Origin of the sequence: Thermaerobacillus caldiproteolyticus (genome assembly GCF_013761245.1) — a bacterium.
In the GTDB taxonomy this organism is placed as follows: domain Bacteria; phylum Bacillota; class Bacilli; order Bacillales; family Anoxybacillaceae; genus Thermaerobacillus; species Thermaerobacillus caldiproteolyticus.
This window is the reverse complement of the sequence record NZ_JACDUT010000009.1, coordinates 50901-76755: the sequence shown is the minus strand read 5'-3', so window position 1 is coordinate 76755 and position 25855 is coordinate 50901. Positions and strand designations below refer to the sequence as shown.

Below are 25855 nucleotides of genomic sequence, written 5' to 3'. Positions count from 1 at the left end.
CATATCCATTGTTGTAACTATTCATCTTATACTAGCCAGTGTATATCCGTATCAAAATCTGCGTGTTGGAAAAAACAGAGGGGTGACATTCATGCTATGAGTGCCATCCCCCTTTTCAGCCATTGCCTTTATTCATTTTAGAGCTCACAATCGACTTACTTCTTAAGATGATTGTATGTATTTCTTACTCCATTTTGTATCCACTTTAATCCCAGCGTCATGCAAAAGGTTCAATACGGGACGTCTTGCCTCCTACTCAAATCACCTGATTGGATCTTTTCATATCACGATGTTCTGCATCGAGCCAGCTGGTTGTGACATGCAGCAACCGCTCGCGGTGCTGGATCGAAGAAAACGTATGATTGGCCCCCAAAATAACCTCCTTGTCACATTTCCCCTTGTTTCGAAGCCGAAATGCCCGTTCATATAAGAAGCAGTAATCGACCGGAATTTCCTCATCATCGGTTCCGTGAACCAACAATACGTTTCCAGAAAAATGATGCGTCTGAACCAATGGCTGATGTCTGGACAACGATTCAAAAAATTGGCGGGTAAGTCGATAGCCGCAATAATCCACCCCTCCATCTGGAGAGGATGCGAGCAAATTTTCACCGACAATTCGTGTAATATCGGTAAACGGTTTTGCTACCGCCGCCCACAGCACGAGCGACTGAACGCGGGGATCCGCCACAGCGGTTAACAGCGCCACCGCTCCACCCAGACTATGCCCCAACAGCGTCAGTCGCCTCCGGTCCACCAGTTCCAATGACAAAACTGAATCAATCACATCCTTGGTTTGTTGAATCAGATCATCCATTTCCAACTTTCCGTAGTCTCCGCTACTCTCGCCGCAGCCTCCATAATCGAAACGCACCACGATGGATCCGTGTTCCGCAAGATGGCGCGCGGTCTGTACAAATAGCCGATCGACCCCGATCCGCGTACTTAGAAATCCGTGACAGATTATGATGAGCGGATATCTTTCCGCAGTCTGCCGCTGGGCAGGATAATGAATCGTTGCCGCCAATTTCGTATTTCCACTTGGAATGTGAATAAATTGTTCCAAACCGATCCCCCCTCTGCCAATAAAAGGCCCTCCCCTTCCGGCAGGATTGCCACAAGTCAGAGGGCCTCTGGCGGTCCAGTCAGCTAAATAAATTCATACTAAATTAATCGGAATACAATGATATATAACTTTATTTACATCGTACCTGTCCTTTCTTCCTTTTGTCAACCCATTCTGTAAAAAATTTTTCCTTTCGCCAAACAGTATCGAATTCTTATGAGACACTTGCCTAGCGATAGACATATACAATTATGCTGCATTCAACCAGCAAATCTATTTTAAATATGTACTTAATAAATAAATCGGATTAATCAGGAATACACTGATTCCATTGCGGCTATTTTGCTCTACACTTTCAGGTAGAAGATGATGGATTGAAACTTTCGAGAAAAGAGGAATATGTTGGTATTAGACGAGCCATCTGATTGGGTGTTAGTAGTCAGCGGCATTGCAGCCGCTACCCTCATGCCCGTCAATTATCTGGAGCAAATTCTCCTGTAATTAAAGATACGGATATATCAAAAGCAAGCGAGGGAGCACGGTAGCTATTCCCTTCGCATACCGCCACACGTGATTGCATTCGAGATGTGATTCGCCGCCTAGAAGATTTGCTAGCACCCATAGTCTAAGTCATCATAGCCACCTATAAGCCTTGTCAGCTAAAAGCGCGATGTTCGCTCAAACGTTATTGGCATTGCTCCTTGACACAGCGGCTGACATACTTGACCGTACCACCCTTTCCGATCTGCTGAGCGACCAGATCCCCCCGTTGACAAAGCAAGGTTGAGGTTCATGTCCCAGGGAAATCAATGATTCTCGGCTTCAGAGACTCTTCAGGCATTGGGAGGAACTCAAATATGAAAGCCTGTATATCGTCGTGTATGACTCCCAAATCATCCAGATTCCCCAAGGAATTATTTCATGTTCAAGAAAGCTTTTTGCGTAAACCTACATTTTGGATAGTTACTACAACTTTTAAAACTTCCATATTTCCCTTTTTTTAACACAAGAGCGCTTCCGCACTTGGGGCATCGATTTTGTTGTACATGTTCTTTGATATGCTTTTGTTTAGTTTGAATCGATTGAATGTGCTGTTTTTTCATTTCTTTTTCTTGTTGTTTATCCTTAACAAGCAGTGTCTTTAATTTTTGAACTAAATATTGTTTTGTTTCATTATCGATCACTTTTGTCCGATATTTCTCAAGCACTTGTTTTAACTGTTTAGGGTAAATGACATGAGATTGGGTGAAATGAATGCCCGATTTCAATTTAGCTCGCGGCATAAATACAACGATAGAGTAAATAGGGATATGCGCAACCTCTCCTCCCAGCCATTCCTTTAAAGCTTTTATATGACCTTTGTTCTGCCAAATCGGGTTTAAAAACTTTTCTTTTCGTTTGTAAATCACTTGAGTCCAATATTTTGATGCTTCATCTCCAAAAATCCAACCGCTATAATTTTTCGTTTCAATGACAAATAAACCTTGTTCGGATAGAATAAGATGATCGATTTGAGAAGTGGAACCATCCTTTTTCGGAATGTAAAGGTCATGAAATGCCTTATATTTGCTAGGGTAAGTTTTTTCAATCATTTCGATTTCTTTACGAATGCGGTATTCCCCGAACAAACCAACCCAGTTAGCCCTTCGAGATTTGATCCATCTGATAAAGAAAGCCAGCAAAAACAAAAAAAGAAGCGGATAAAACATTTCAACGAACAAGGAAAAGTTCATGTTTCATACTTCCTCCTCTCTATTTTTCAATTACCTTATAATCCTACAAACGAGTCTTTTTATACTAATATTATCCAATGTTTGTAGGGAATCCTGTCGAATCATGTGATAAAAACAAAAAATTTGCCACAGCTCAAAGAATGATATACGCATATATTGTGGCAGATGCATGGTGACCAAGATGAGAATTCGTTACAAAAAGAGAGCCGCGCCATGGAGCAACGGACACGCCGTACTTTCACCCACTTGTCTTCGCTTGGCTTAACTGACTATACACCATCCCTCCCTTCAATCACTTCCCCCCACGCTTATTCGATTTCGAGAAAATTCGCCTGCGTATGCAGGAATTAGAGAATAACGAGAAGATAACGAAATGCTGGATTAATAATGTAGCATTTTACATGGAAGAATAATAAGATAGTGAGTCTTATTAGTATCAATCTTGGTCCCCCCACTTAAAACGGCTATATTTTCCCCTTCTCATCCTGTCACAAAAAGCAAAAAGGAACCAGAGCAGTTTCAACTCTGATTCCTCCTACTTGACCGATTTTATACTGTCTATTTTTAGGATCGCAATGTACAGGCACTTATGTCATGTCTTCTGAAAAAGCTTAGCTGCATCCCCCGCTATAATTCATACTTTTTCTAAATTAATCCTCTTGAATTAAGAATGAAATTGACTCCCTTTTTTTCGTATATTATTAAGATATTTACCCTCTTGTAATTTCATCCTCCATTTACGGAATGTAAGACTGAGGTTTCTGTCAAATATCTCTATCTTACAACATGAAGTCACTGGGTTCTTTTTATTTTTTCGAAAGGAAGGCCTTTCGACATTATCATCTAATACACTACTTCTCTACTCCAGCTCAGTATATTTCTTTTTCGATCCGAAAGATTTCTCAATTGGATACTTTTGTTCATTTTTCTTCATTTTATCCATAATGGCCTCCTCTAAATCAATCCCTAATTCATGAGAAAGCAAAAGTGCATAAATTACTACATCTGCGAGTTCTTCCTTCATATTTTCAAAACTCTCTCGAACTGCTTCCTCACTGCTTTTCCATTGGAAATTTTCTAGCAATTCCCCTGCTTCTAAACTTAACGAAATCGCTAAATCTTTTGGGGTATGAAACTGTTTCCAATTACGCGCATCACGAAATTCAATGATTTTTTTCTGTAAGTGTTTCAATATGATCACCTCTGAACTTTTATCAAAAATTTGATTGTGTTGCAAAATCACCGCAACTTTCACAAGATAAGTGGAATGATCACTCTATCTGAATAAATATGGTCTTCCTCATTTTAACGAACAACAAATAAAAAATGTAGAAATATGCCGAAAAAGCATCAAAATATCGTGCTGGCGAATCACCTGAATCTTGATATTGATTTGCTTGGCGCTGTCCAATCGGCTCATCTTGCCGTCTTGAGTTCGGTATTTTCGTAACGCAAATCGGCGATGCGATCAAGGATCACTCGATTAAGCAAACTATCCAAACGCACAATCGTAATGGATTTCCGTCTCGGATAGCCAAACAGCTGTTTAAACATAAAATCCATTTTCAAATGGAAGGATTCTTTTGACATGAGGAACCTAGCCTTTCGAGGGGATTATTGAAGATTTAGTTTTGTGAATTTAGAATAATAAAAAAGAGCATGTTATCGGAAATTTTCCGTTTACATTGCTCCTTTTCTTTTTAGACTATAAGCCTCCCGCTCATTGAAACAGGAGATTTATAAAATCTTACGAATTTGAAAATTGTCTTCAAGTAATAGCCAATTTTGCGGGTATGGATAACCAAGGACCCAGTAGCTAATTCCGCGCAGACCATAATTCTTCACCGCGTCAAATTTGGCCTGGGCGCTGCGGGCATCTTCAAACCAGACTTCATGGGTGCGCCCCTGACTGTCGACATACCGGTAAAACGGCGATTCAGCTGTCTGATCATATTGGATAGTCGCTTTATATCGAATCGCCCGTTGAACAGCTTCCTGCGGACTAAACGTTTCTGCCTCTTGTCCTTGTACATGAGGAAGGAGCCAGTCGCGGGCATACACTTGGAAGCCCATAAAAATTTTGTTTCTAGGAATGACAGTGACGGCGTAATCAAGAACACGTCTGATTTGATGGATCGGTGAAATCGCCTGAGGAGGCCCTAGTCTATACCCCCATTCATACGTCATAAGAATCACAAAGTCAACAATCCTTCCATGTGCAGGATAGTCATGCGCTTCATACAAAAGCCCTTTTTGTTCGCCGCTGAATTTTGGGGCAACGGAGGTGGAAACAAAATACCCTTCCGGATGAAGTCTGTCAACCGCACGCTGCAGAAATTGATTATACAACTCGCGATCAGCCGGATAGACATTTTCAAAATCAATGTTTAAACCCCGATACCCTTTTTCCTTCATCGTATTAACAATATTGGTTAACAATCGATTTTGCAGATTAGTACTTGAAAGAATTGTTCGCGCCAACCGGGAACCGGGATCTTTGTACGTAAAATTCGTGATACCCATCATGGGAGCCACTTTCTCTGCTATTGCAGCTTGAATGATCGCGGTGTCATTAATCGAATCCAGTCCACCATCTTCCTTTATAATGTAAGCAAAAGGAGACATGTAAGTTAAATGGCGGCCTACTTCCCGGACTAGCTTTGCCGCTTCTTCCCCTTTGTGAATTGTAAAAGCGTTTACCTCAATAGCTGGCTTGTAAAAAGGGATAGATAAAATCGTTCCAGGATGAATGAGATTCGGATTTGTAATTTGATTTATCCTCATGATTTCTTGGACGGTAGTGCCATAGCGCTGAGCAATTTGAGATAACGTCTCCCCGCGCTGAACAGGATGAGTTCTTGGAGGAATAACTAAAACGGTTCCAGGATAAATCTGGGAAGGATGACTGATTCTATTCGCTTGAATGATAGCCTCAACCGATGTTCCATACCGCCCGGCGATCATCCATAGTGTCTCTCCTGAACGGACGGTATGATATTTGAAAGGTGTTGGAATAACTAGTGCTTGGCCAACGACCAAACGATTTGGATCTGCCAACTGGTTGGCAGTTGCAATTTGATTAATGGTAACGCCGTAACGCTGTGCAATAAGCCATAAGTTTTCCCCTCTTTGTACCACATGGATTTGCATCCGCATCTCTCCCTAACAATTCATTTTATCTATATCTACTATATTCCTTTCACGTGCTTTTATTAGTAACAAAACCCAACACAGAGTCTAACTACATTCAAATACAAATGATGCACGGCAAAGATAAGATATAAGGGAGGGAAGTCCATCGTAACGATTAGTTTGTATGATGAACGTCGAAGTCGAACCCGAGAACTACTCATTGCCGTTCTATCGAGCAAAAGAGAACATCCTTTTTCCGTGGTGGAAAAGCAATTTCAGTCGGAATAGAGGAGATTTCTAGAGGTTATCAAACGTATTTATCGCCGTACACGATTTGGGCAAACAGTTTGAATAACGCCATCCCCCTATAGGCTACGCTCATGCTGGGCACACAAGAAAAGAAACCAGTGCTGTTTCAACTCTGATTCCTTCTAAGACTAACAGAATTTATACTGTCAACGGTTCTGTACGCTGGGTACAAGCACTTATCTCAAACAGGAGTGGCCAACAGTTCCTTCAACTGGGCATCAATATAGTCCCTCTCCTCCTCAAACAGCCCCATCATGGCGAACTGTCCCCACAGGCTAGGAATAACCCGCAGTTCGCTGTTGGGGATCAGCTCCTGTTCCGCTTTGCAGTCCCGGACAGGAAAGAACATGTCCTCTTCAAAAGGCATCACATATACCTTGGCTTTGATCTGCCCCAGTGCCGCTTTCAAGTCCCCGCCAGTGTTACGGCTAACATCGCCGCGCTGCCATTTCCAAGCCATACACAACAGGTTGTTTTGGTCCATTGGGAGAAACCAGTTGTCCCAGAACCCTACCAAAAAGTCGTCAAGGGAGGAAAAACCGAGGCGACGCCACTGCTCCTGCTTGTAAATTAGCATTTATTACAGTCAGTGAATTGCTACTCCGCACACAGGCTTATGCTTCCCAAACCTTCTTAACGATAGAATCTTATACCATTCTAGCTCTTGCTTATCTCGTGTTGAGCTTACCTTTAGCACAGATTGTCCGAATCATGGAAAAGAGGCTGACCCGGCATGTGTGATGCGATGATTGAAGTGCGTGATCTGAGAAAATCATTTGGATCGAATGAAATTTTAAAAGGAATTAATATGACAGTAAAAAAGGGAGAGAAAGTAGTCATTATTGGTCCCTCTGGCTCCGGAAAATCCACACCTCTACGATGTATTAATTTTCTAGAGATTCCTACATCAGGAACAGTTAAGATTGATGGACATTATTTTGCAAAGCCGAATGAAAAACTTAACGAAAAACATGTAGCTGCCCTTCGCACGGAAATAGGAATGGTTTTTCAACGATTTAACTTATTTCCAACGATGACTGCACTGGAAAATGTAATGGCTGCACAGATGAAAATCCGTAAGAAATCAAAAGAAGCCGCTCGTGAAACAGCAGAAAAATATTTAAAAAAGGTAGGGTTGGCGGAAAGAATGAACTATTACCCAAGTCAATTATCTGGAGGACAACAGCAGCGTGTGGCAATTGCACGGGCACTTGCCATGGAACCAAAAACGATGTTGTTTGATGAAGCAACATCTGCTCTCGATCCCGAGTTGGTCGGTGAAGTACTAAATGTCATCCGCGAATTGGCTGAAGAAGGCATGACGATGGTGTTAGTCACTCATGAAATGAAGTTTGCCAAAGAAGTTGGAGACCGCATCATTTTTATGGATGGCGGAATCATTGTAGAGGAAGGTCATCCGAAAGAGTTTTTCCATAATCCGAAGGAAGAACGGACAAAAACCTTTATTAAAAAGGTGGATCATTAAGAGGAATGGTTATTGAATTATAAATTTACAAAAATATTGTTTAAAAAACTTAAAAAGTCGTTTAAGTTTCTGAGGATAGTTGAGTATCCATACACCAGTACGGAGCAGTACCTGCCCACATATCATTCAGCAAATTAAATAAAATTCAGGAAGGAAAATTTTCATTCCTTAAAATAACCATGCTGGAGAAACATTCTACAAAGTTATTTTTTTCGGCTTCTACTATTACAAATATCAAAAAAGAGAAAATAATCATAAACACAACACCAACTTTTAAGAGTATATCTACAAACTCTTCCATGTTGTTCACTTCTGGTCGATCATTTGGGTTTAATAAACATTCTTATTGTTCCTTCTGCTCGAAAGCTATCATAATCTTTTACCGATTAATTTCCTAACTTTGGTTGCCGCAGAATGTACAGTAGTGCTAAATTCGGCGGAAAAAACACCGCTTTCAGATACGAAGCTCGTTCATCGGCTTGCCAAGTGGAGCGCCGTTATAAACTGGTTTGACACAGATCTTGTTCCTCCGTTAGTAACGCATCCGTATACTAAGCAAGGTAACATCAACGGAAACGGAACAGTTGGATTTAAAATTCAAGAATGGCCCACCGCAAGGAAATGACACTAGATCCTCGTTTTGGAAAAACTATTTCGTTCTTACTCATATTTTTGTTTCCGCGGGAGAGGGTCTTCCCTTAACTGTTTTTTCGCTTTCTTTAGCGTTTTATTGAAGAGATCTTTTTTAACTACTCATCCATCTTCTTCATGGTTTCTCGATCTCTTTAGAGATTACAAGCTTCTGCTCTAATGGTTCGTCTAACTCCAATGACTCTTGTTGGAGTTCTCCTGTGAGAACCCGTTCAAAGCCATAGGCGATTTTTCGATCAAAAAAATGGAATCGTCGGGCTGTTCCACCGATTCGTGCGAGATGATGTTCAGGATTGAGGATTTCTAAAGCTAGTCGCAGAACGGGATGGTTCATGTTATAATCAATTGGAGGAAATATAAGGGAATCGCTCCTTCGGTGGTTGTTGTTTGGTCACTTCAATTTTATCATATGGAGCGATTCTCTTTTTTTAAAAGAGAAGAAGGTAACCCCTAAAAGGAAATTTTTAGTACCTTTTGACTCACCCTCCTCCCCATCCATTATGGTAAATTCGTCGTTCCCATTAAGAAGCGGTCCACTTCTCTCGCGGCTTCTCTACCTTCGTGAATCGCCCATACGAGCAAGCTTTGACCTCGGCGGGCGTCTCCGGCAGCAAATACTCCTTCGACGTTTGTTGTGTATTTGCCGTACGGCGCTTTGACTTTTTTGTTGACGGTTTCGATCCCAAATTGCTGCAAAATAGGCTGCTCTGGACCTTCAAAGCCAATGGCGATAAATACTAAATCGCATGGCCAAACTTGCTCAGTTCCCGGAATTTCTTTGAATACCGCTTTGCCGTTTTCATCGATGATTTTTTCCATTTGAATCGTATGAAGCTCTTTGACTCGCCCGTGCTCATCTCCAACAATTTTTTTCGTCTGAATGCAATATTGACGAGGATCGTTGCCGAATTTCGCTTTCGCTTCTTCATAGGCGTAATCAAGTGTAAATACAAGCGGAAACTGCGGCCACGGGTTATTTTCTGACCGTTCTTTCGGTAAGGCGGGATGTTTGCCGAACTGCACTACACTTTTGCATTTTTGTCGCAGGGCAGTAGCAACACAGTCGGCACCCGTATCACCGCCGCCAATAACAATGACATGCTTATCTTTCGCATCGATAAAGTTGCCATCGGCAAAATTCGAATCAAGCAAGCTTTTCGTCACGCCTGTTAAATAATCCATCGCAAAATGAACACCCTCAAGTTCTCTTCCTTCAATCGCAAGATCGCGCTGTTCTTGCGCGCCGATGCATAATACGACGGCATCATATTGAGAGCGTAGCTCGTCGGCTGTGATATCTTTCCCAACTTCCGTATTCGTTACGAATATAATCCCTTCTTCTTCTAAAAGTCGGACTCTCCGCTCGATAATTTCTTTTTCGAGTTTCATATTCGGGATGCCATACATTAACAATCCGCCGATTCGGTCCGCCCGCTCGTACACCGTTACTGAATGACCCGCTTGATTGAGCTGATCAGCGCATGCGAGACCCGCGGGACCAGAGCCGACAATCGCCACTTGTTTCCCTGTTCGTTTTTTCGGAATTCTCGGCTGAATCCATCCTTCCGCAAATCCCTTATCAATAATGGCACGTTCGATGCCTTTAATGGCGACGGCTGGGTCGGAAATCGCTACTGTACAGGAACCTTCACACGGAGCTGGACATACTCTTCCAGTAAACTCTGGAAAGTTGTTCGTTTTCAACAGTCGATCGAGCGCTTCTTTCCATCTGCCTCGATAGACTAAATCGTTCCATTCAGGAATTAAATTATGGATCGGACAACCCGATGTTAAACCGTTCAATTCAAGTCCCATATGACAAAAAGGAGTTCCACAGTCCATACAGCGGGCGCCTTGTCTTGCGAGCGTTTCATCGGAAAACGGAAACGTGTATTCTTTCCAATCGTCTAGGCGGGAAAGCGGATCACGTTTTTTCTCTGCTTCGCGCGCATATTCTATAAAACCAGTTGCTTTTCCCATTATCGTTTCCCCTCCTTTTTCATAAAAAACGGTTGGCGAAGCGATCGCTTTACTTAGCGACCGCTTCCAGCATTAATCGTCCGTTTGCTGCTGGTTTTTTTTGCTTCGCCACCGCTTCAAATGCGGCCATCATCGCCTCATCGTGAGAAAGACCAGATTGTTTCATTGCTTTAATTGTTTCAATCATCAATTTGTAGTTTCTCGGAATCACTTTTACGAATTTTGCGACATACTTATCCCAATTGTCCAATAGGTGAGCAGCTTTCGTGCTTCCTGTGTATTGGTAGTGCTTCGTAATCATTTGACGGACTTCATTTATTTCCTCTTCGTCTTCAAGACGTTCAAACAAAACTAATTCTTTATTTGCCGCTCTTTGCCATTGCTCTTCCTGATCAGCGAGCACGTAAGCAATTCCTCCCGACATTCCCGCCGCAAAATTTTTTCCGACCGAACCGAGAATGACAACGCGACCTCCTGTCATATATTCACAACCGTGATTACCGACGCCTTCGACGACTGCATTCACACCGCTGTTTCGTACACAAAACCGTTCGCCGGCGCGTCCACGAATATATGCTTCCCCGGCTGTCGCTCCATAGAAAGCAACGTTACCGATGATGACGTTATCCCCAGAAGCAAACGACGCTTCTTGCGGCGGGCAAACGATGACTTTGCCACCCGAAAGACCTTTGCCCACGTAGTCGTTTGCATCACCAACTAGAGTCAGCGTCATTCCTTTTGGAACGAATGCGGCAAAACTTTGTCCGGCAGATCCTGTGAAATGAAGACGAATCGTATCGTCTGGAAGTCCTTCTTCCCCGTATCGTTTCGATATTTCACTTCCCGAAATCGTTCCGACAGCGCGATGAACGTTGCGAATATTAAGATGCAGTGCAACTTTTTCTTTGCGTTGTAACGCAGGTTCGATTGCTGGCAAAATCTCATTGTAATCGAGTGTTTCTTCGATTTTATGTTGCTGCGGACGAGCAAACGTCCGTGGTCCATTGACTCGATAAAGTAAGCGTGATAAATCCAAATGCTTCGCTTTCCAATGTTTTTTCGCGCGTTCGCTCACTTTTAATACATCGACTCTTCCGACCATTTCGTCGATGGTGCGAAAACCGAGCTGTGCCATAATTTCACGCACTTCCTGAGCGACAAAGTACATGAAATTAATGACGTGTTCTGGTTCTCCCATAAACTTTTTACGAAGCTCTGGGTTTTGCGTCGCGACACCAACAGGACAAGTATCAAGATGACATGCCCGCATCATGACACACCCTAAAACGATAAGCGGCGCTGTTGCGAAGCCAAATTCTTCGGCACCAAACAATGCGGCCATCACCACATCACGACCGGTCATCAATTTGCCGTCTGTTTCGAGAACGACACGGTCGCGCAAGCCATTTAACATCAACGTTTGATGCGTTTCCGCAAGACCGAGTTCCCATGGAAGTCCAGCGTGCTTAATGCTCGTTTTTGGCGATGCACCTGTACCGCCGTCATAACCGCTAATGACAATAACATCAGCATTTCCTTTCGCAACGCCGGATGCAATCGTTCCGACACCTGCTTTCGAAACGAGTTTCACACTGATCCGTGCATCCCTATTGGCGTTTTTCAAATCGTAAATAAGCTGCGCCAAGTCTTCAATCGAATAAATATCATGGTGCGGAGGAGGTGAAATCAATTCTACCCCTGGAGTAGAGCCACGCACTTTTCCGATCCACGGATATACTTTGTTGGCAGGCAGCTGTCCTCCTTCGCCCGGCTTTGCTCCTTGCGCCATTTTAATTTGCAATTCGTCTGCATTAACTAAATAATGACTTTTTACACCAAATCGACCGGATGCAATTTGTTTGATGGCACTTCTGCGGAAGTCTCCGTTTTCATCGGGAACGTAACGACTCGGATCTTCTCCTCCCTCGCCGCTGTTACTTTTTCCGCCGATGCGGTTCATCGCAATGGCGAGTGCTTCATGGGCTTCCTGGCTTAACGAACCGTAAGACATTGCCCCTGTTTTAAAGCGGCGCACAATCGATTCGACTGGCTCGACTTCCTCAATCGGAATTGGAGTTCGCGTTTCATCAAAATCAAACAAATTTCGCAAAAACGTCATGCGTTCTTCATTTGCCATCTTCGAGTATTCTTTAAAGAGCTGGTAATCATTTTTCCGGCATGCCCATTGAAGCGTGTGAATCGTTTTTGGATTGAACGCGTGATGTTCTCCGTTTCGTCTCCACTGAAGTTCACTGCCCGGATCAAGCGTTTCGTCTTGATATGTCGTTTGGAACGCAGCCGCGTGTCGCAGTTTTGCTTCTTTAGCAATTTCTGCTAAGCCGATACCGCCGATTTGCGATGCTGTGCCGGTAAAATATTGCTCGATGACGTCATCACCGATGCCGACCGCTTCAAAAATTTGCGCACCGCGGTAGCTTTGTACGGTCGAGATCCCCATTTTCGACATAACCTTCACAACGCCATCAGTAACCGCCTTTTTATATTTGTCCACCGCTTCGTGATACGAAACCGAAATGATTCCGTTCTCGACCGCATTGCGAATCGTTTCAAGCGCCAAATACGGGTTCACCACATCCGCTCCATATCCGATTAAAGCGGCAAAATGATGAACTTCTCGCGCTTCGCCGCACTCGACAATAATATTTGCGTTCGTTCGCGTTCCTTTTCGAACGAGATATTGATGAAGTGCGCTTACAGCAAGAAGCGTCGGAATGGCGACATGATGTTCGTCCACACCACGGTCAGACAGAACAAGAAGCACCGCGCCGTTTTCCATCGCTTTCTCCGCCTCTTCGCAAAGGCGATCGAGCGCCTCTTTCAAATCGTCGGTAAATAACGTTGGAATTGTCGCACATCGAAATTCTGGATACGGGTTTGTTTTCAATGCGGCGAGCTCTTCATTGGAAAGAATCGGCATATCTAAACGAATGCGGCGGGCAGCCGTTGCATCTGGATGAAGAATATTTCCTTCCTTGCCAAGGAGCGTCATCGTTGATGTCACGATATATTCGCGGATCGCGTCAATCGGCGGGTTGGTCACTTGCGCAAACAGTTGTTTAAAGTAGTTAAACAAGCTTTGCGGACGGTCTGACAGAACGGCGAGCGGCGTATCCATCCCCATGGCGCCAGTCGGATCTTTTCCTTCATTTACCATAGAAATGATTGTTTTCTCCACATCTTCATACGTATAGCCGAACGCTTTTTGCATCGTAACGAGATTTTGGACCGGCTCCGTATTTTCTGGAACGTCCAGCTCTTTTAGCGATATCATCTGTTCGTTTAACCATTGACGATATGGCTTTTCTTTGACGATTTCTTCTTTAATTTCTTGATCGGAAATGATTCTGCCTTGTTCTAAATCAACGAAAAGCATTTTTCCTGGACTCAAGCGGTCTTTGTACAGCACGTTGTCCGGATCGATATCGATCACGCCGACTTCGGACGAGAAAATAATATAATCGTCTTTGGTTACATAATAACGCGCTGGTCGCAAGCCGTTGCGGTCTAAAATCGCTCCGATTTGCTTTCCATCTGTAAATGCAATCGCTGTTGGGCCGTCCCACGGCTCCATTAGACAGCTATGATACTCATAAAATGCTTTTTTGTCCTCATCCATTTCGTTATCCCAAAACCACGGTTCCGGAATGAGCATCATCGCCGCATGCGCCAGCTTTTTCCCAGCCAAAACGAAAAATTCAAACGCATTATCCAAAATCGACGAGTCGCTTCCATTCATATCTAAAATCGGCGTAATTTTTTGCAAATCGTCCCCAAAAAGCTCGGAAACAAACTGCTTTTCGCGCGCCAACATCCAGTTGACATTGCCCCGCAGCGTGTTAATCTCGCCGTTATGAATTAAATAGCGGTTCGGATGTGCTCTTTCCCAGCTAGGGAACGTGTTTGTGCTAAAGCGAGAGTGAACGAGGGCAAACGCCGATTGAAATCGCTCGTCCTGCAAATCGACATAAAACTCATCCAATTGTTCAGGCGTTAACAATCCTTTATACACAATCGTCCGGCTTGACAGGCTGGCGAAATAACATTCATTGTCTTGAACGAGCTTTTCTGCCTGTTTGCGAATGACATACAATTTGCGCTCAAACGCAAGTTCCCCTTGAATATCATCGCTCGCTCCGATAAATATTTGACGGACAAACGGTTTGCTTTGTTTCGCGAGTTTTCCAAGTTTTTCGACATTTACAGGAACAGTTCGCCATCCTAATAACGTCTGTCCTTCTTTTTCAATGATTTTATTTATCTCTGTTTCATAATACATACGCTTTTTCTCGTCTTCCGGCAAAAACACCATGCCAACACCATAGCGTCCTTTTTGCGGAAGCTGCATAGTTCCACACGTCACTCGGAAATATTCGTGCGGAATTTGTACCATGATACCAGCGCCATCTCCTGTTTCTGGGTCGCTTCCTTGACCTCCGCGGTGTTCAAGCTGACGAAGCATATGAAGCCCTTTTTTCACGATGTCATGAGACGGCTTTCCTTTTAGATGAGCGTAAAAGCCGATACCACACGCATCATGTTCGAATTCTGGACGATACAGTCCTTGCGCTTTTGGCAATCCGTAGTGTTTCATCTTGTTTCCCTCCCATTCCGTTTACCGAACACTTCGTATTTATAATTGTAGTTTTCAAAAATGATATAAACAATATATAATTTAGATTAAATCAATCTCATTTTGCGATTAATAGCATAGGGGGAAAGAAAATGGAACTGAGACAGCTTCGATATTTTTTAGAAGTAGCCAAACGTGAACACGTTTCCGAAGCAGCAGACGCACTCCATGTCGCACAATCCGCCATCAGCAGACAAATCGCCAATTTGGAAGCGGAACTTGGCGTGCATCTGTTTGAACGAGAAGGACGAAATGTCAAACTGACTCCAATCGGCCGCCATTTTTTACCTCACGTAGAAACAGCGTTAAAGGCCATCGATTACGCGAGGCAACAAATCGAGGAATATTTAGATCCTGAACGAGGAACGATTAAAATCGGATTTCCGACTAGTTTAGCAAGCCATACGATGCCGATGGTCATATCGGCTTTTAAAGAAAAACATCCAAATGTCTCTTTCCATTTGCGCCAAGGGTCTTACAGATATTTAATGGAAGCGGTAAAAAGAAGGGAGATCGATTTAGCGTTTCTCGGTCCCGTTCCGACCGATGAAAAGGAGATTAAGGGGGAGATTTTATTTACCGAGTCGTTCGCCGCTCTTCTGCCAAGTAATCATCCTCTCGCGACAAGACAAAGTCTCGTACTGAATGAACTGCGCAATGAGCCTTTTGTGACATTTCCAGATGGATATATTTTACATAAAATCGTGCTTGACGCATGCCATCAAGCGGGGTTTGCCCCTATCATCTCATCGGAAGGCGAAGACTTAGATGCGATCAAAGGCCTTGTCTCTGCTGGCATCGGCGTCACACTCCTTCCCGAAAGCGCCTTTTATGAAACGGCTCCCCGCTTCGCTGTGAAAATTCCAATCGAAATCCCCCATGTGAAACGGAACGTCGGCATCATCCTTTCCAATCATCATGAACTCTCTCCGTCCGTCAAAGTGTTTTATGAATTTGTGAAAGAGTTTTTCTCTGTTTTAGAGAGATATCAGTAAAAAGAGACGGTACCCCTTTTCTTTTGGTACCGTCTTTTAAACATCCGATAAATAGCACGAATGAATCGCGCTGCTCTTTATTTTTTGCACATAAATCAAATAAGTTGCTGTTTCTGGATAAAATCCAGAAGGATTTCTAATGAAAATCCTTGCAATACAATAGGAAACAATGCTTTTTCCTTAGAGTATCAACATCAAAAACTCCCGCTTGTATGGAACCATTGTTCCTAGCGAGAGTCAGTTCGATTATTGAAAATACCAATAGCTATTTATTATGATATTTCTGGATAAAAGAGAACCTTTCCGAAAAATCCGTTTTTGTTTATAAGTTTTTCAAAAATTTCCGGTCCCTCTATAAGAGAGACACGATGAGTGATTAATGGTTTTACATTAATTTGTCCCTTGGCCATGAATTGAATGGTTGTACTCCACTCTTTCCCAGGAAATGGAGCTGAGATCGCATTCCACGATCCTAGTACAGTTAATTCATTTCTTACGATTTTTTCGAAATAAAACCGTTCGATGTTTACGTCTGAGTATGGGATGCCTAAAAACAAGACCTGTCCGCTTTTTTTCGCTAGTGCAAATACCTGAGCAGATGTAACAGGAGAACCAGCTGACTCAATGACTAAATCAACCCCATTTCCATCAGTTAAGTCCATTAACTGTTCATAAGCCGATTTTTCTGCTGAATGAATAACAGCATCCGCACCGACTTCTTTGGCAATGTTTAATTTCTTATGATCAATGTCGATTGCATACACCTTACTAGCACCGAAAATTTTAGCCCACTGAACAGCTAATAAGCCAATACTTCCGCATCCCATTACGGCAACATCTGAGCCAGGTTGTATTGCAGTTCGGTAAAACCCATGTGCCACTACAGCTGAGGGCTCTATAAATGCAGCGGTATCAAAATCAATCGTTTCGGGTATAGGGAGTACATTTTCTGCAGGGAGCTTTACATACTCGGCAAATGCTCCAGGATGCCTAGCTCCAATGACGGTTAATTTTTTGCATTGCGACAATAATCCTTTTTTACAACTCTCACATTTCCCGCAATAAAGTGTGGGACATCCTGCCACACGGTCACCGATTTTTACATGTCTGACGTCAGATCCGATTGCAACGACTTCACCACTGAACTCATGCCCCCATACCATGCCTTCAATATAAGGGCCTAACTTGGCATATCTTGATAAGTCAGAACCACAAATACCTGCCGCTTTTACTTTTATTATAACTTCATCATTTTTCTCAATAATCGGTTCCTCTGACTCTACGTATCGTAAATCTCTTTTTCCATGTAACGTTAGCGCTTTCATTACCTTTTACATCCTTTCTGTTTAGCGTTCATTACCTCCTGCAGTCTCAACAGAAAGATTTGGCTGGGTAGATATCTTTTTGTGTTTTAAATAAAATTTAGAGGCTAATGCTAAACCTACAACAATAGTATTAGTCAACATCTGATGCTGAACATAAAAATCCCCCATCATTCTCCCATACGGTCCAAGTACAACATCAAGAATCTTTTCAACCATAAATGCCGCCCGCCTTTCATTCTCATTTAACTCCTGGACAGCTATAAAATGTTATTTTTGCATATCTCTTTAGCTTTCATTAAGACGCTACTGTTATTTACATTAATCGATAGGTGTTAACAACACTTTGATAGCTTCTCCACTTTTAATTGCCTTGTATGCTTCATCCCATTGGGAAATATTAAATTGATGAGTAACAAGCGCTTTTGCATTTACTCTCTTTTCATTCATTAACGCTAATACTGGTTCCCAGTCACTCGGTTTCTGGCTTCTCGATCCGACCATCATGATTTCTTTTTGAATAATCTTTTCTGAGTCAATAGAAATCTCAGATTTTGCAAAAATACCTACCTGAATAAATTGCCCTTTCTTTTTCAACAAATCTAACCCCATATTCACCGCTGAAATAGCCCCTGTGCACTCAAAAACAACATCAGCACCGTACCCATCTGTTAAGCTTTTTACGATACTGCTTATGTCTTCTTCCTGAATATTAACAGCATAATCAATTCCTAATTCTTTCGCCTTTTCTAGACGAAGTTGATCAGTAGACAATCCAGTAATGATAACGGTCGCTCCATACGTTTTTACGATTTGAGCCGTAAGCAACCCAATTGGTCCAGGACCTAAAACAACAACAACATCTCCTTCCTTAATGATCGCTTTCGCAACCGCATGATACGCACATGCAAGCGGCTCAGTCATAGCAGCAGATACATAATCTACTTGTTCAGGAAGCTTATGAATGCTTTCTTTTCTAGCAATGACATACTTAGCAAAGCTGCCATTTTGCTGCGTGCCTAATCCTTTTCGGCTGCTACATAAATTGTAATCTCCTGAACGGCAGTAAATGCATTTTCCACAAATGTAGAACGTCGTTTCTGACGTCACTCTGTCTCCTGGTTTAAATTCTGTTACATTTTTACCGACTTCTACTATTTCCCCAGAAAACTCATGCCCTAAAATAACAGGTGCCTTCACTTTATAATGTCCTTCATACGTATGAATATCGGTGCCACATATCCCACTATATTTCACTAATATTTTGACTTGGTCTTTGCCTACGCTCGGTTCTTCCACATCTACAATTTCTAAATTTCCAAATCCTAGTTCTTTTTTGACTAAAGCTTTCATTTTACTCCTTCCTCCCAATTTTTGATATACAATGAAAAAGATTAGTTTATTAAGGCAAAAAACTTATAGATTACATAATTAATTAAGTTGCCACCTTGGTCGATACTAGATATTTTGCTTGCTCCTTCAGGCATATGGAATTTAGCATCAATAGCCATCTGTGTATGAAGATTCGCAAGATCTGTGGCCATGTAAAGTGATAAAGCAATCATAACGGTACCAATAATCACAGAATGGACAATATTTCCTCGGGAAGCACCGACTATAAATGCGACAATAAAAGGAATTGTTGCTAAGTCACCGAATGGAAGCACATTATTACCTGGTAAGATTACAGCTAAAACCACTGTTATTGGAACAAGAATTAACGCTGTTGAAATAACGGCTGGATGACCAATCGCAACAGCCGCATCAAGCCCGATATAAATGTTTTGAGCACCAAATTTCTTCTGTAGTAATTCACGTGCTGATTCTGAAATAGGCATAAGCCCCTCCATTAAAATTTTCACCATTCTAGGCATAAGAACCATAACCGCTGCCATTGACATACCAATTTTAATCGTATCGCCAACGGAATAACCGGCAAGTAAACCTAAAGCTAAACCAAGAATAAGCCCCATAAAAATCGGTTCTCCGAATATTCCGAATCTTTTCTGGATTGTTTCAGGATCTGCGTTTAAATTTTTAATGACAGGAATCTTTTGCATCAATTTCACCAGCGGAATTCCAAGAACGGCATAAGAAACCGTACTTCCGGTAGCAACAGATATTCCTGGCAATCCAAAGTAATTCTCCAACATCGGAGCTGTCCAATCAGCAATTTTTAAACATACAATTTGAAATAAAAGTGCGGCAATTAGCCCTTGAATGATACTGCCTGATAAAGCGTAAACAATGGCCCCCATGAACGTATAATGCCAAAAGTTCCAAATATCCACGTTCATCGTTTTCGTTGTTTTGGTGATCAGCATTAAAACATTTACTAACAATCCGAGCGGTATAATAAATGCTGCGATTGGAGAAGCCCACGAAATAGAAGCTGCTGCCGGCCAGCCAACATCAATGACATGCAAGTGAATTCCGAATCTCTTAACCATCCCCTGGGCCGCTGGACCTAAGTTGCTTACAAGTAAATCTACCACTAAAAAAATTCCAACAAATGCTACACCTATCGTTAAACCTGCTCTAAAAGCTTTTCCAGGTTTTTGCCCAAATAGCAAACCAAGTAAGAAAATAGCAATGGGCAAAATAACAGTTGCGCCTAACCCTAAAAATGCTTGCAACGCATGAACAAACTCCTTCATTTTAAATCCCTCCGAAGATTAACTTTTGGATTCCACAAGGAAATCGCGAAATCCAAATTTTGTTATGCCAAATTGATTTGGATTATCTTTTTAATTGTTCCAATATTTTCTTTTTTACTTCATCTAGTCCAATTCCCGTTAAAAACGCTCGTGCATTGATGACCGGGAACGGGTATTCCTTTTGAACAATCGTTGTGCTAACTAATAGATCGGCTGTATCAACATATGAACCTACTTCAGTAATTTTAATTTGCACAATGTCACATTCAATATTGTTTTCTTTGCAAATCTCTTCTATTGCCTTATTCACAATTGTAGATGTAGCGATCCCTGCTCCGCATGCTACTAATACTTGTTTTTTCTTCATGTTAATCTCCCCTTTTATCATATTTGTAAATGGTTAGCTAAGCGTTTTTTTATGTTTGTCTTATTTTCTTCTATTAGGAACTGCAATTCCTCTGCGTTTCGAAATATTTCCATTAGTTTCTGAAGAAGAACGAGATGAGAGTCTTTCTTATCGATGGCAAGCATAAATACGATTTGAACAGGAATTTCTACGTTCATCTCTCCCATAACCCCAAAATTCACTGGTTCTTTTAACACCGCTACACTTATTGCTTTTTTATTTACATGCTCTGAATCTGTATGAGGAATAGCAACAGAAACGCTATTTGTCGGTAGACCAGTAGCAAACGTTTTTTCTCTTTCAATAACGGCTTCGATAAAGCTTTTTTTTACTAATCCTTTTCTAAACAGATTGGTAGCCATTGTTCTTAACAATTCTTCTCTACTATTTACATCTATATCCTTTAAAATTAATGATTCATCAAAGTATATTTCACACACCTATTTTCACCTCGATATGTTCAAACGCGCATTATTGATCAACTGCATATTTTTTGATGATTTCATGTATCTCATAAACAGATTTTGCATTTATTATTTGCTGACGATCTTGATCATTCCTTACTAACCTCATTAACTGCGTAAGGGCACGAAGATGACGATCTTTATCTAGCGCTGCGATAATAATCACTAACTGAATCGAATAATCCGCCGCAAAGGTTACTCCTTTCCTTAACCGGAGCAAACTCATTGAAATCTCGTTTACTCCTTCATCTGGTGCGGCATGAGGAATAGCTGTATTCGGGCCAATGACAATATATGGATCATAGTGACAGCGCTGAATCATGGCTTCTATATAATGTTTTGTGATACTATTACTCTTTAATAACGGCTGTGATGCAAGTTCAATCGCTTCCTCCCAAGAATTCACCGAGTGGCGCAAACTAATCATCGAAGGCGTTATTAATTCATATAAATTTGGATTTTTTGTGTTAAGATCATAGCTAAACTCCGCTGTCTGATTTTGATTAATGTACTCCAATAACTGTTTTGATAAATTTTTTCTATCCTTGATCACACAATGCTTTTCGACAATTTCCAATATATCCTCTATGTTTAATTCATTTGGCACATATCCATATAATTCGAGCATGACTTGTTTGCGTAATCTTTTTTTCTCTTCGTATCCGAGAAAGGAATTCACGAGAAAAAATTTTTTCTTGGTTTCTAAAAATACTGGCGCAAAGACAATGTCGTAATCCATTGAATATTCTTGGAATTCCCTAATTGATAATGAGTCCAGAAAGATAAACTCTGGAAACAATTCTCTTAGTGTACTGAACATCAATCGGGAAATGGAGACTCCTTTAGGACAAACGACTACTGCTTTCATTCTTTTACTTATATTTTCCCCTTGCCGTGTAAGCCATCCCCCGATTAACATCGTTAAGTAAACGACTTCGCTTTCTGGGATATCACATCCAATTAAGTCAATCAACGGTTGAATAGACTTTTTCACTAAATGATGAAGCTCTTTAAAATCCTGGCTAACTATTTCATACATATCGTTAGCTTCTGTTAAGTGATACTTAATCCGGTAATATGCTGGCTTCATATGAAGAAGCAACTTATGAAGCAGCTGATCTCTATCTTTCAAAAAAATGCATGTATTTTTTTCAAAAAGTACAAGCATTTCGTCCAGCGCTTGCACTAAATTTGGAATCGTTTCCTCTGTTAACCCTTCTGACCAATGTACATTCGTTGTGAGTAGATGCAGTGTGATAAAGAGACGTTCTTCTTCTGGAACATCTTTAAAATCATGAAGAATTTCCTCAGTAGCCAAATATTCTTTTGTATCCGAAATTTCTTTATAATTGATATAAAATGAGCCAATTTGCATTCCTTGCCTAATTCTTCTTAAAATCAGAATTAAAATATAAGGCATGATCTCAATCTTTTCATCGGTAAACTTCAAATTTAATGATTTTTCCACTTGTTCAATCTTTCTTCTAAATTCCATTATTTCTTCATCTGATAACTGAGCAATTCGTCTTACTCGTTCGGTTCCTTGATCCATTTTCAAAATCTTGTCTATTGTGGATATCAGTAACTTGCGAATGTTGAACTCTTTTCCTTCTATTAAATAGCCATGTTTTCGTGAGTACCGAAACTCAAGACCAGAATCATCAGCTATTTTCTTTACTTTTTTCAAGTCATCCATTACAGTATTTTTGCTTACTTTTAATTCGCTCGTAAAATGGGCTAATGAAAGCTCTTCATTTTTGCTTAATAACATGAGCAAAATCATGTTTACTCGTTGCATTTTGGATAATTCACTTAAATTCTCATATCTAAAATCTTCATCAAGACTAATCCTAGATTTTAAACTTTTATCGATAAGAAAGTAACCATTATTCGTCCGTTCAATTTCAGGTATATTTTTACTTTTTAACCATATATTTATTTTTTCAAAACTGTATCCAATCTGTCTACGGCTTAACTGATATTTCTTCTCTAATTCTTTACTGCTAATATTTGGATTCTTCATCACCTCTCTTAAGAGATGGCTACTTCTGACATCTAGTATCACTGTATCCCTCCTCTCTCTACGTTCATTGTAGCACCAGTAAATAATCTGATGTATACGCTTTCATTCCTTTTTTTGAATTTTCGCAATACAAAATTGTGATTTACTTTTTAAAGAAATATTCCAAAATTGTCCTTCAGTATAAGGTATTTCTGGCAGAGATAGTTGATTAATTTATACAAATAATTCCCCCTAAAAGAAGGGACATCTCGTCAAACATTGCGATTCGAAAACCAAATTGGAAATCACGATCGCATTCCTCATGGCAATTTGCATTGGGCATTGTATATAATTTCAGCGATAGAGTATCTCTGGCCCTAATTGTGCACACAATCCTGTCAAGTACATTAAGCTGCGGCCTTTTCTCGATATTCAATCGGGGAAAGGCTGTTCAATTTTTTTTGAAAGCGACTATGATTGTCAAAATGAATATACTCTTGAATAGCCTTCATTTTTTGGCGCACGAAAGCAACTTTTCTATCTTTAAACACACGATACGTGCATAAATCATGACCCTTCCCTTTTCGAAAATGTCTTCCTTGAATCTGTTTCATACAATTTTGCCCTTGATCTAAATGAAGGAGAACATTCTTCCCAACGGCTTTCCATCCAGTTGTTTAAATGTATGTACTACCAATTCAAGATCATTTCCGCCCACACGACCATTTCCACCGCAGACAAGTAAGCAAAAGTGTCTCTAACGCGCACATAAATAATATCTATTACGAACATTCTCAGCATAGAATTCGCGGCTTAGAACATTGGGAAATACCACGGATCCTCTTCGTTTCTTGCAAATTACCGATTTGATACCTAGTCTCTCATTAAAGGCTGCACACGCTTATAATTCACAACAATCCCTTCTCTGGATAATGCCCTCGTCATTCGTTTATATCCAAAGTACAGATGTAACTTACGAATAGTTAATATATGTTCTTTCGCTCTTGCGCTACTTGTTGTATCCAGACTCTGAACCCCCTCCAAATGTTTAGTAGTCATGCCAGTAAATGTTTTCTCATACGAAACCTTTCCGCTTTCAGGTTCACTATTTTTAGCGCTTTCAAATAAACACTTTCCTCTTTTCTACCCCCGAAAAATGTTTGCAATTCCACACTCCTCATTGCTCTTCAAAAAAACTCGCCATTCAAGCTTTTTTTCATCCTATTGTGCAATCTGCGCATCATTCTTTATTCCAAAGTGTTCACGGTGCTGCCGATAAGACCAGTACAGTCCTCCTCCAATTTCAAACGAACGACTTTTCATTTAAGATTTTCCGAATAGGAGTGAAAGAGTTGCCCTTTCTTAGCCATAAAAAAATCCCCTCCCAAGTAGACTCTTAAGAACATCATATGAAATGTCCTCTTTTTTACCATCTGCCTGTAGGGGATAATACTAGAGCCCCTTCTCTTTTAATTGCTATTTTCAAAAACCAACGTCACTTCTTTATATTATAATCCATCTGCCACTTACGCTTCATTTAAAGGTGAAGGTTCTTCTTGGTTAAAATGTATAATACGAGAAAAAGATACTGCGAGCAAAACAATATTTTTAACTTGTAATGCAACCGTAATATATTTGTAACCACTTCTTATTCTTTTTGTTATAGATCAGCAATTTTTTTTTAATATAATGGTTGGCGTTAGTATAGAATGAGTATCAACATCCTGGGGGGTACAAAATGAAAAAATCATTTATTCTTACAGGTACAATTATAAGTTCCTTATTAGCTGGCCAAACTGCTTTTGCTAGTAATTATACCGTCCAAAAAGGCGATTCGCTTTGGAAAATATCGAAAAAATACAGCACTACTGTAGAAACATTAAAACAAATGAATCATTTAACTTCTGATCTTATTTTCCCTGGACAAATATTAAAAGTTAACGAAAAAGAAGATACATATGTAGTGAAGGCTAATGATACTTTAAGTAAAATTGCAAAGCAATTTAATACAACTGTTGATGCGTTATTAAAGATGAATCCCCAAATTTCTAATCCAAATTTTATTAATGTTGGGCAAACCATTCGTTTGTCTGGGTCGGTTTCAGCTCCTGTTACTAAGGAATCAGGTGCTAATGGTTATTACATAGTGAAAGAAAGAGATACTCTTTCTGGCATCGCTAAAATGTTTAATACAACAGTTAGTTCATTGCTCGCTTTAAATCCGGAAATTACGAATCCTAATCTTATTCGGGCAGGACAATCTATTAAAGTTGCTGGAAAAGAAGCTCCTGTTCAAAAGCCACTGCCATCTTCACAAAAAACAGTGAACGCACAACCAACAACTAAACCAGAAACAGTGTCTTCTTCAAATCAAAGAGTCTCTGAACGTACTCTTGTTTCAGCGGCATCTACCACATCTTCTGAAAATAACACAAAAGCTGTGAATTCTTCTTTGGCTGATCGGGTAATTCAAATTGGTGAAAAATATTTAGGTGCTAAATATTTATATGGTGCTAGTCCATCTCGCACAGATGCATTTGATTGCTCGTCCTTTACTATGAGGGTATTTAGTGAGGCTGGAATTTCTTTACCTCGCAGCTCAGCAGCACAATCACAAGTTGGCACGCCGGTTTCTTTAAGTCAGCTTCAAAAAGGAGATCTAATCTTCTTTGATACAGACTTCAATGGAACGATCAATCACGTTGGAATTTATGCGGGGAACGGCCAAATGTTAAATGCTGCAACTTCCAAAGGCGTTTCTTATGTATCGATTAATTCTTCTTATTGGAAAGAACGTTTTGTGAAAGCCGTACGTGTAATCAATTAATCTATGAAAAGCAATGGTTTAAATGAGCCATTGCTTTTTCATTACTTTTTAAGCCGTAAAAAGTTTGACATATTGGACTCCCTGCAACTTGCATCTATAAACACTGGATTTGCTTTTTCAATAAGGCCGCCCTGAAATTTAGGCCATATGGAATTAGGGAATCCTTAAAATCGC

The 25855-nt window shown here is 40.8% G+C and carries 20 protein-coding genes and 2 pseudogenes; 5 read left to right on the top strand and 17 right to left on the bottom strand.

The window, feature by feature from the left end; translation table 11 throughout:
- Positions 1–256: 256 nt before the first annotated feature.
- Together HNR31_RS13785 and HNR31_RS13780 are read right to left on the bottom strand one after the other, a co-directional pair.
- Complete coding sequence (locus HNR31_RS13785) at positions 257–1066, bottom strand: alpha/beta hydrolase family protein (protein WP_181556800.1); 810 nt, start codon at positions 1064–1066, stop codon at positions 257–259.
- Between the two features lie 914 nt (positions 1067–1980).
- Complete coding sequence (locus HNR31_RS13780) at positions 1981–2799, bottom strand: NERD domain-containing protein (protein ID WP_181556799.1); 819 nt, start codon at positions 2797–2799, stop codon at positions 1981–1983.
- Positions 2800–2943: 144 nt separating this feature from the next.
- Here HNR31_RS13780 and HNR31_RS13775 point away from each other — a divergent pair.
- Positions 2944–3212 (top strand): annotated as a pseudogene (locus tag HNR31_RS13775) (DNA-binding domain-containing protein); the annotation flags it as partial.
- Positions 3213–3658: 446 nt separating this feature from the next.
- Here HNR31_RS13775 and HNR31_RS13770 read toward each other — a convergent pair.
- From HNR31_RS13770 to HNR31_RS13755, 4 genes are all read right to left on the bottom strand, one after another.
- Positions 3659–3991 carry a nucleotide pyrophosphohydrolase gene (locus tag HNR31_RS13770; protein ID WP_181556798.1) on the bottom strand — a complete coding sequence of 111 codons (333 nt, stop codon included), beginning with the start codon at positions 3989–3991 and terminating at the stop codon, positions 3659–3661.
- Between the two features lie 224 nt (positions 3992–4215).
- On the bottom strand, positions 4216–4389 hold the full coding sequence (locus HNR31_RS13765; RefSeq protein ID WP_181556797.1) for a hypothetical protein: 174 nt from the start codon (positions 4387–4389) through the stop codon (positions 4216–4218).
- A gap of 147 nt (positions 4390–4536) precedes the next feature.
- Positions 4537–5949 carry a LysM peptidoglycan-binding domain-containing protein gene (locus HNR31_RS13760; protein WP_181556796.1) on the bottom strand — a complete coding sequence of 471 codons (1413 nt, stop codon included), beginning with the start codon at positions 5947–5949 and terminating at the stop codon, positions 4537–4539.
- Positions 5950–6421: 472 nt separating this feature from the next.
- Complete coding sequence (locus HNR31_RS13755) at positions 6422–6817, bottom strand: alpha/beta hydrolase family protein (protein WP_181556794.1); 396 nt, start codon at positions 6815–6817, stop codon at positions 6422–6424.
- A gap of 168 nt (positions 6818–6985) precedes the next feature.
- Here HNR31_RS13755 and HNR31_RS13750 point away from each other — a divergent pair, with 168 nt between their 5' ends.
- Positions 6986–7726, top strand: a complete 741-nt coding sequence (locus HNR31_RS13750; RefSeq protein ID WP_181556893.1) for an amino acid ABC transporter ATP-binding protein — start codon at positions 6986–6988, stop codon at positions 7724–7726.
- Between the two features lie 424 nt (positions 7727–8150).
- On the top strand, positions 8151–8351 hold the full coding sequence (locus tag HNR31_RS13740) for a hypothetical protein (RefSeq protein ID WP_181556792.1): 201 nt from the start codon (positions 8151–8153) through the stop codon (positions 8349–8351).
- Positions 8352–8492: 141 nt separating this feature from the next.
- Here HNR31_RS13740 and HNR31_RS13735 read toward each other — a convergent pair whose 3' ends face one another.
- From HNR31_RS13735 to gltB, 3 genes are all read right to left on the bottom strand, one after another.
- Positions 8493–8711, bottom strand: a complete 219-nt coding sequence (locus HNR31_RS13735; RefSeq protein WP_181556900.1) for a hypothetical protein — start codon at positions 8709–8711, stop codon at positions 8493–8495.
- A 164-nt stretch (positions 8712–8875) separates the two neighbouring features.
- Complete coding sequence (locus tag HNR31_RS13730) at positions 8876–10357, bottom strand: glutamate synthase subunit beta (protein WP_181556790.1); 1482 nt, start codon at positions 10355–10357, stop codon at positions 8876–8878.
- A 49-nt stretch (positions 10358–10406) separates the two neighbouring features.
- Positions 10407–14969 carry a glutamate synthase large subunit gene (gene gltB, locus HNR31_RS13725; RefSeq protein ID WP_181556789.1) on the bottom strand — a complete coding sequence of 1521 codons (4563 nt, stop codon included), beginning with the start codon at positions 14967–14969 and terminating at the stop codon, positions 10407–10409.
- A 131-nt stretch (positions 14970–15100) separates the two neighbouring features.
- Here gltB and HNR31_RS13720 point away from each other — a divergent pair, with 131 nt between their 5' ends.
- On the top strand, positions 15101–16003 hold the full coding sequence (locus HNR31_RS13720; RefSeq protein ID WP_181556788.1) for a LysR family transcriptional regulator: 903 nt from the start codon (positions 15101–15103) through the stop codon (positions 16001–16003).
- Between the two features lie 272 nt (positions 16004–16275).
- Here HNR31_RS13720 and HNR31_RS13715 read toward each other — a convergent pair whose 3' ends face one another.
- The 8 genes and pseudogenes from HNR31_RS13715 to HNR31_RS13680 all read right to left on the bottom strand — a co-directional run bounded on the left by HNR31_RS13715 (position 16276) and on the right by HNR31_RS13680 (position 24224).
- Positions 16276–17328 (bottom strand): galactitol-1-phosphate 5-dehydrogenase, encoded by a 1053-nt coding sequence (locus tag HNR31_RS13715; RefSeq protein ID WP_181556787.1) that lies wholly within the window; start codon positions 17326–17328, stop codon positions 16276–16278.
- Between the two features lie 21 nt (positions 17329–17349).
- Positions 17350–17544 (bottom strand): hypothetical protein, encoded by a 195-nt coding sequence (locus HNR31_RS13710; RefSeq protein ID WP_181556786.1) that lies wholly within the window; start codon positions 17542–17544, stop codon positions 17350–17352.
- A gap of 102 nt (positions 17545–17646) precedes the next feature.
- Positions 17647–18678 (bottom strand): zinc-binding dehydrogenase, encoded by a 1032-nt coding sequence (locus HNR31_RS13705; RefSeq protein WP_181556785.1) that lies wholly within the window; start codon positions 18676–18678, stop codon positions 17647–17649.
- Between the two features lie 41 nt (positions 18679–18719).
- Positions 18720–19982 (bottom strand): PTS galactitol transporter subunit IIC, encoded by a 1263-nt coding sequence (locus HNR31_RS13700; protein WP_181556784.1) that lies wholly within the window; start codon positions 19980–19982, stop codon positions 18720–18722.
- A gap of 82 nt (positions 19983–20064) precedes the next feature.
- Positions 20065–20349, bottom strand: coding sequence for a PTS sugar transporter subunit IIB (locus HNR31_RS13695; protein WP_181556783.1), 285 nt, complete (start codon positions 20347–20349; stop codon positions 20065–20067).
- A gap of 17 nt (positions 20350–20366) precedes the next feature.
- Entirely contained in the window at positions 20367–20828 is a 462-nt protein-coding gene (locus HNR31_RS13690) for a PTS sugar transporter subunit IIA (protein ID WP_181556782.1), read from the bottom strand.
- 31 nt (positions 20829–20859) lie between these two features.
- Entirely contained in the window at positions 20860–22917 is a 2058-nt protein-coding gene (locus HNR31_RS13685) for a BglG family transcription antiterminator (RefSeq protein ID WP_181556781.1), read from the bottom strand.
- Between the two features lie 344 nt (positions 22918–23261).
- Positions 23262–24224: pseudogene (locus HNR31_RS13680) on the bottom strand (IS3 family transposase).
- A 368-nt stretch (positions 24225–24592) separates the two neighbouring features.
- Here HNR31_RS13680 and HNR31_RS13675 point away from each other — a divergent pair.
- A complete protein-coding gene (locus tag HNR31_RS13675; protein WP_181556780.1) occupies positions 24593–25681 on the top strand; it encodes a C40 family peptidase in 1089 nt (362 codons plus the stop codon).
- The last annotated feature ends 174 nt before the right edge of the window (positions 25682–25855 follow it).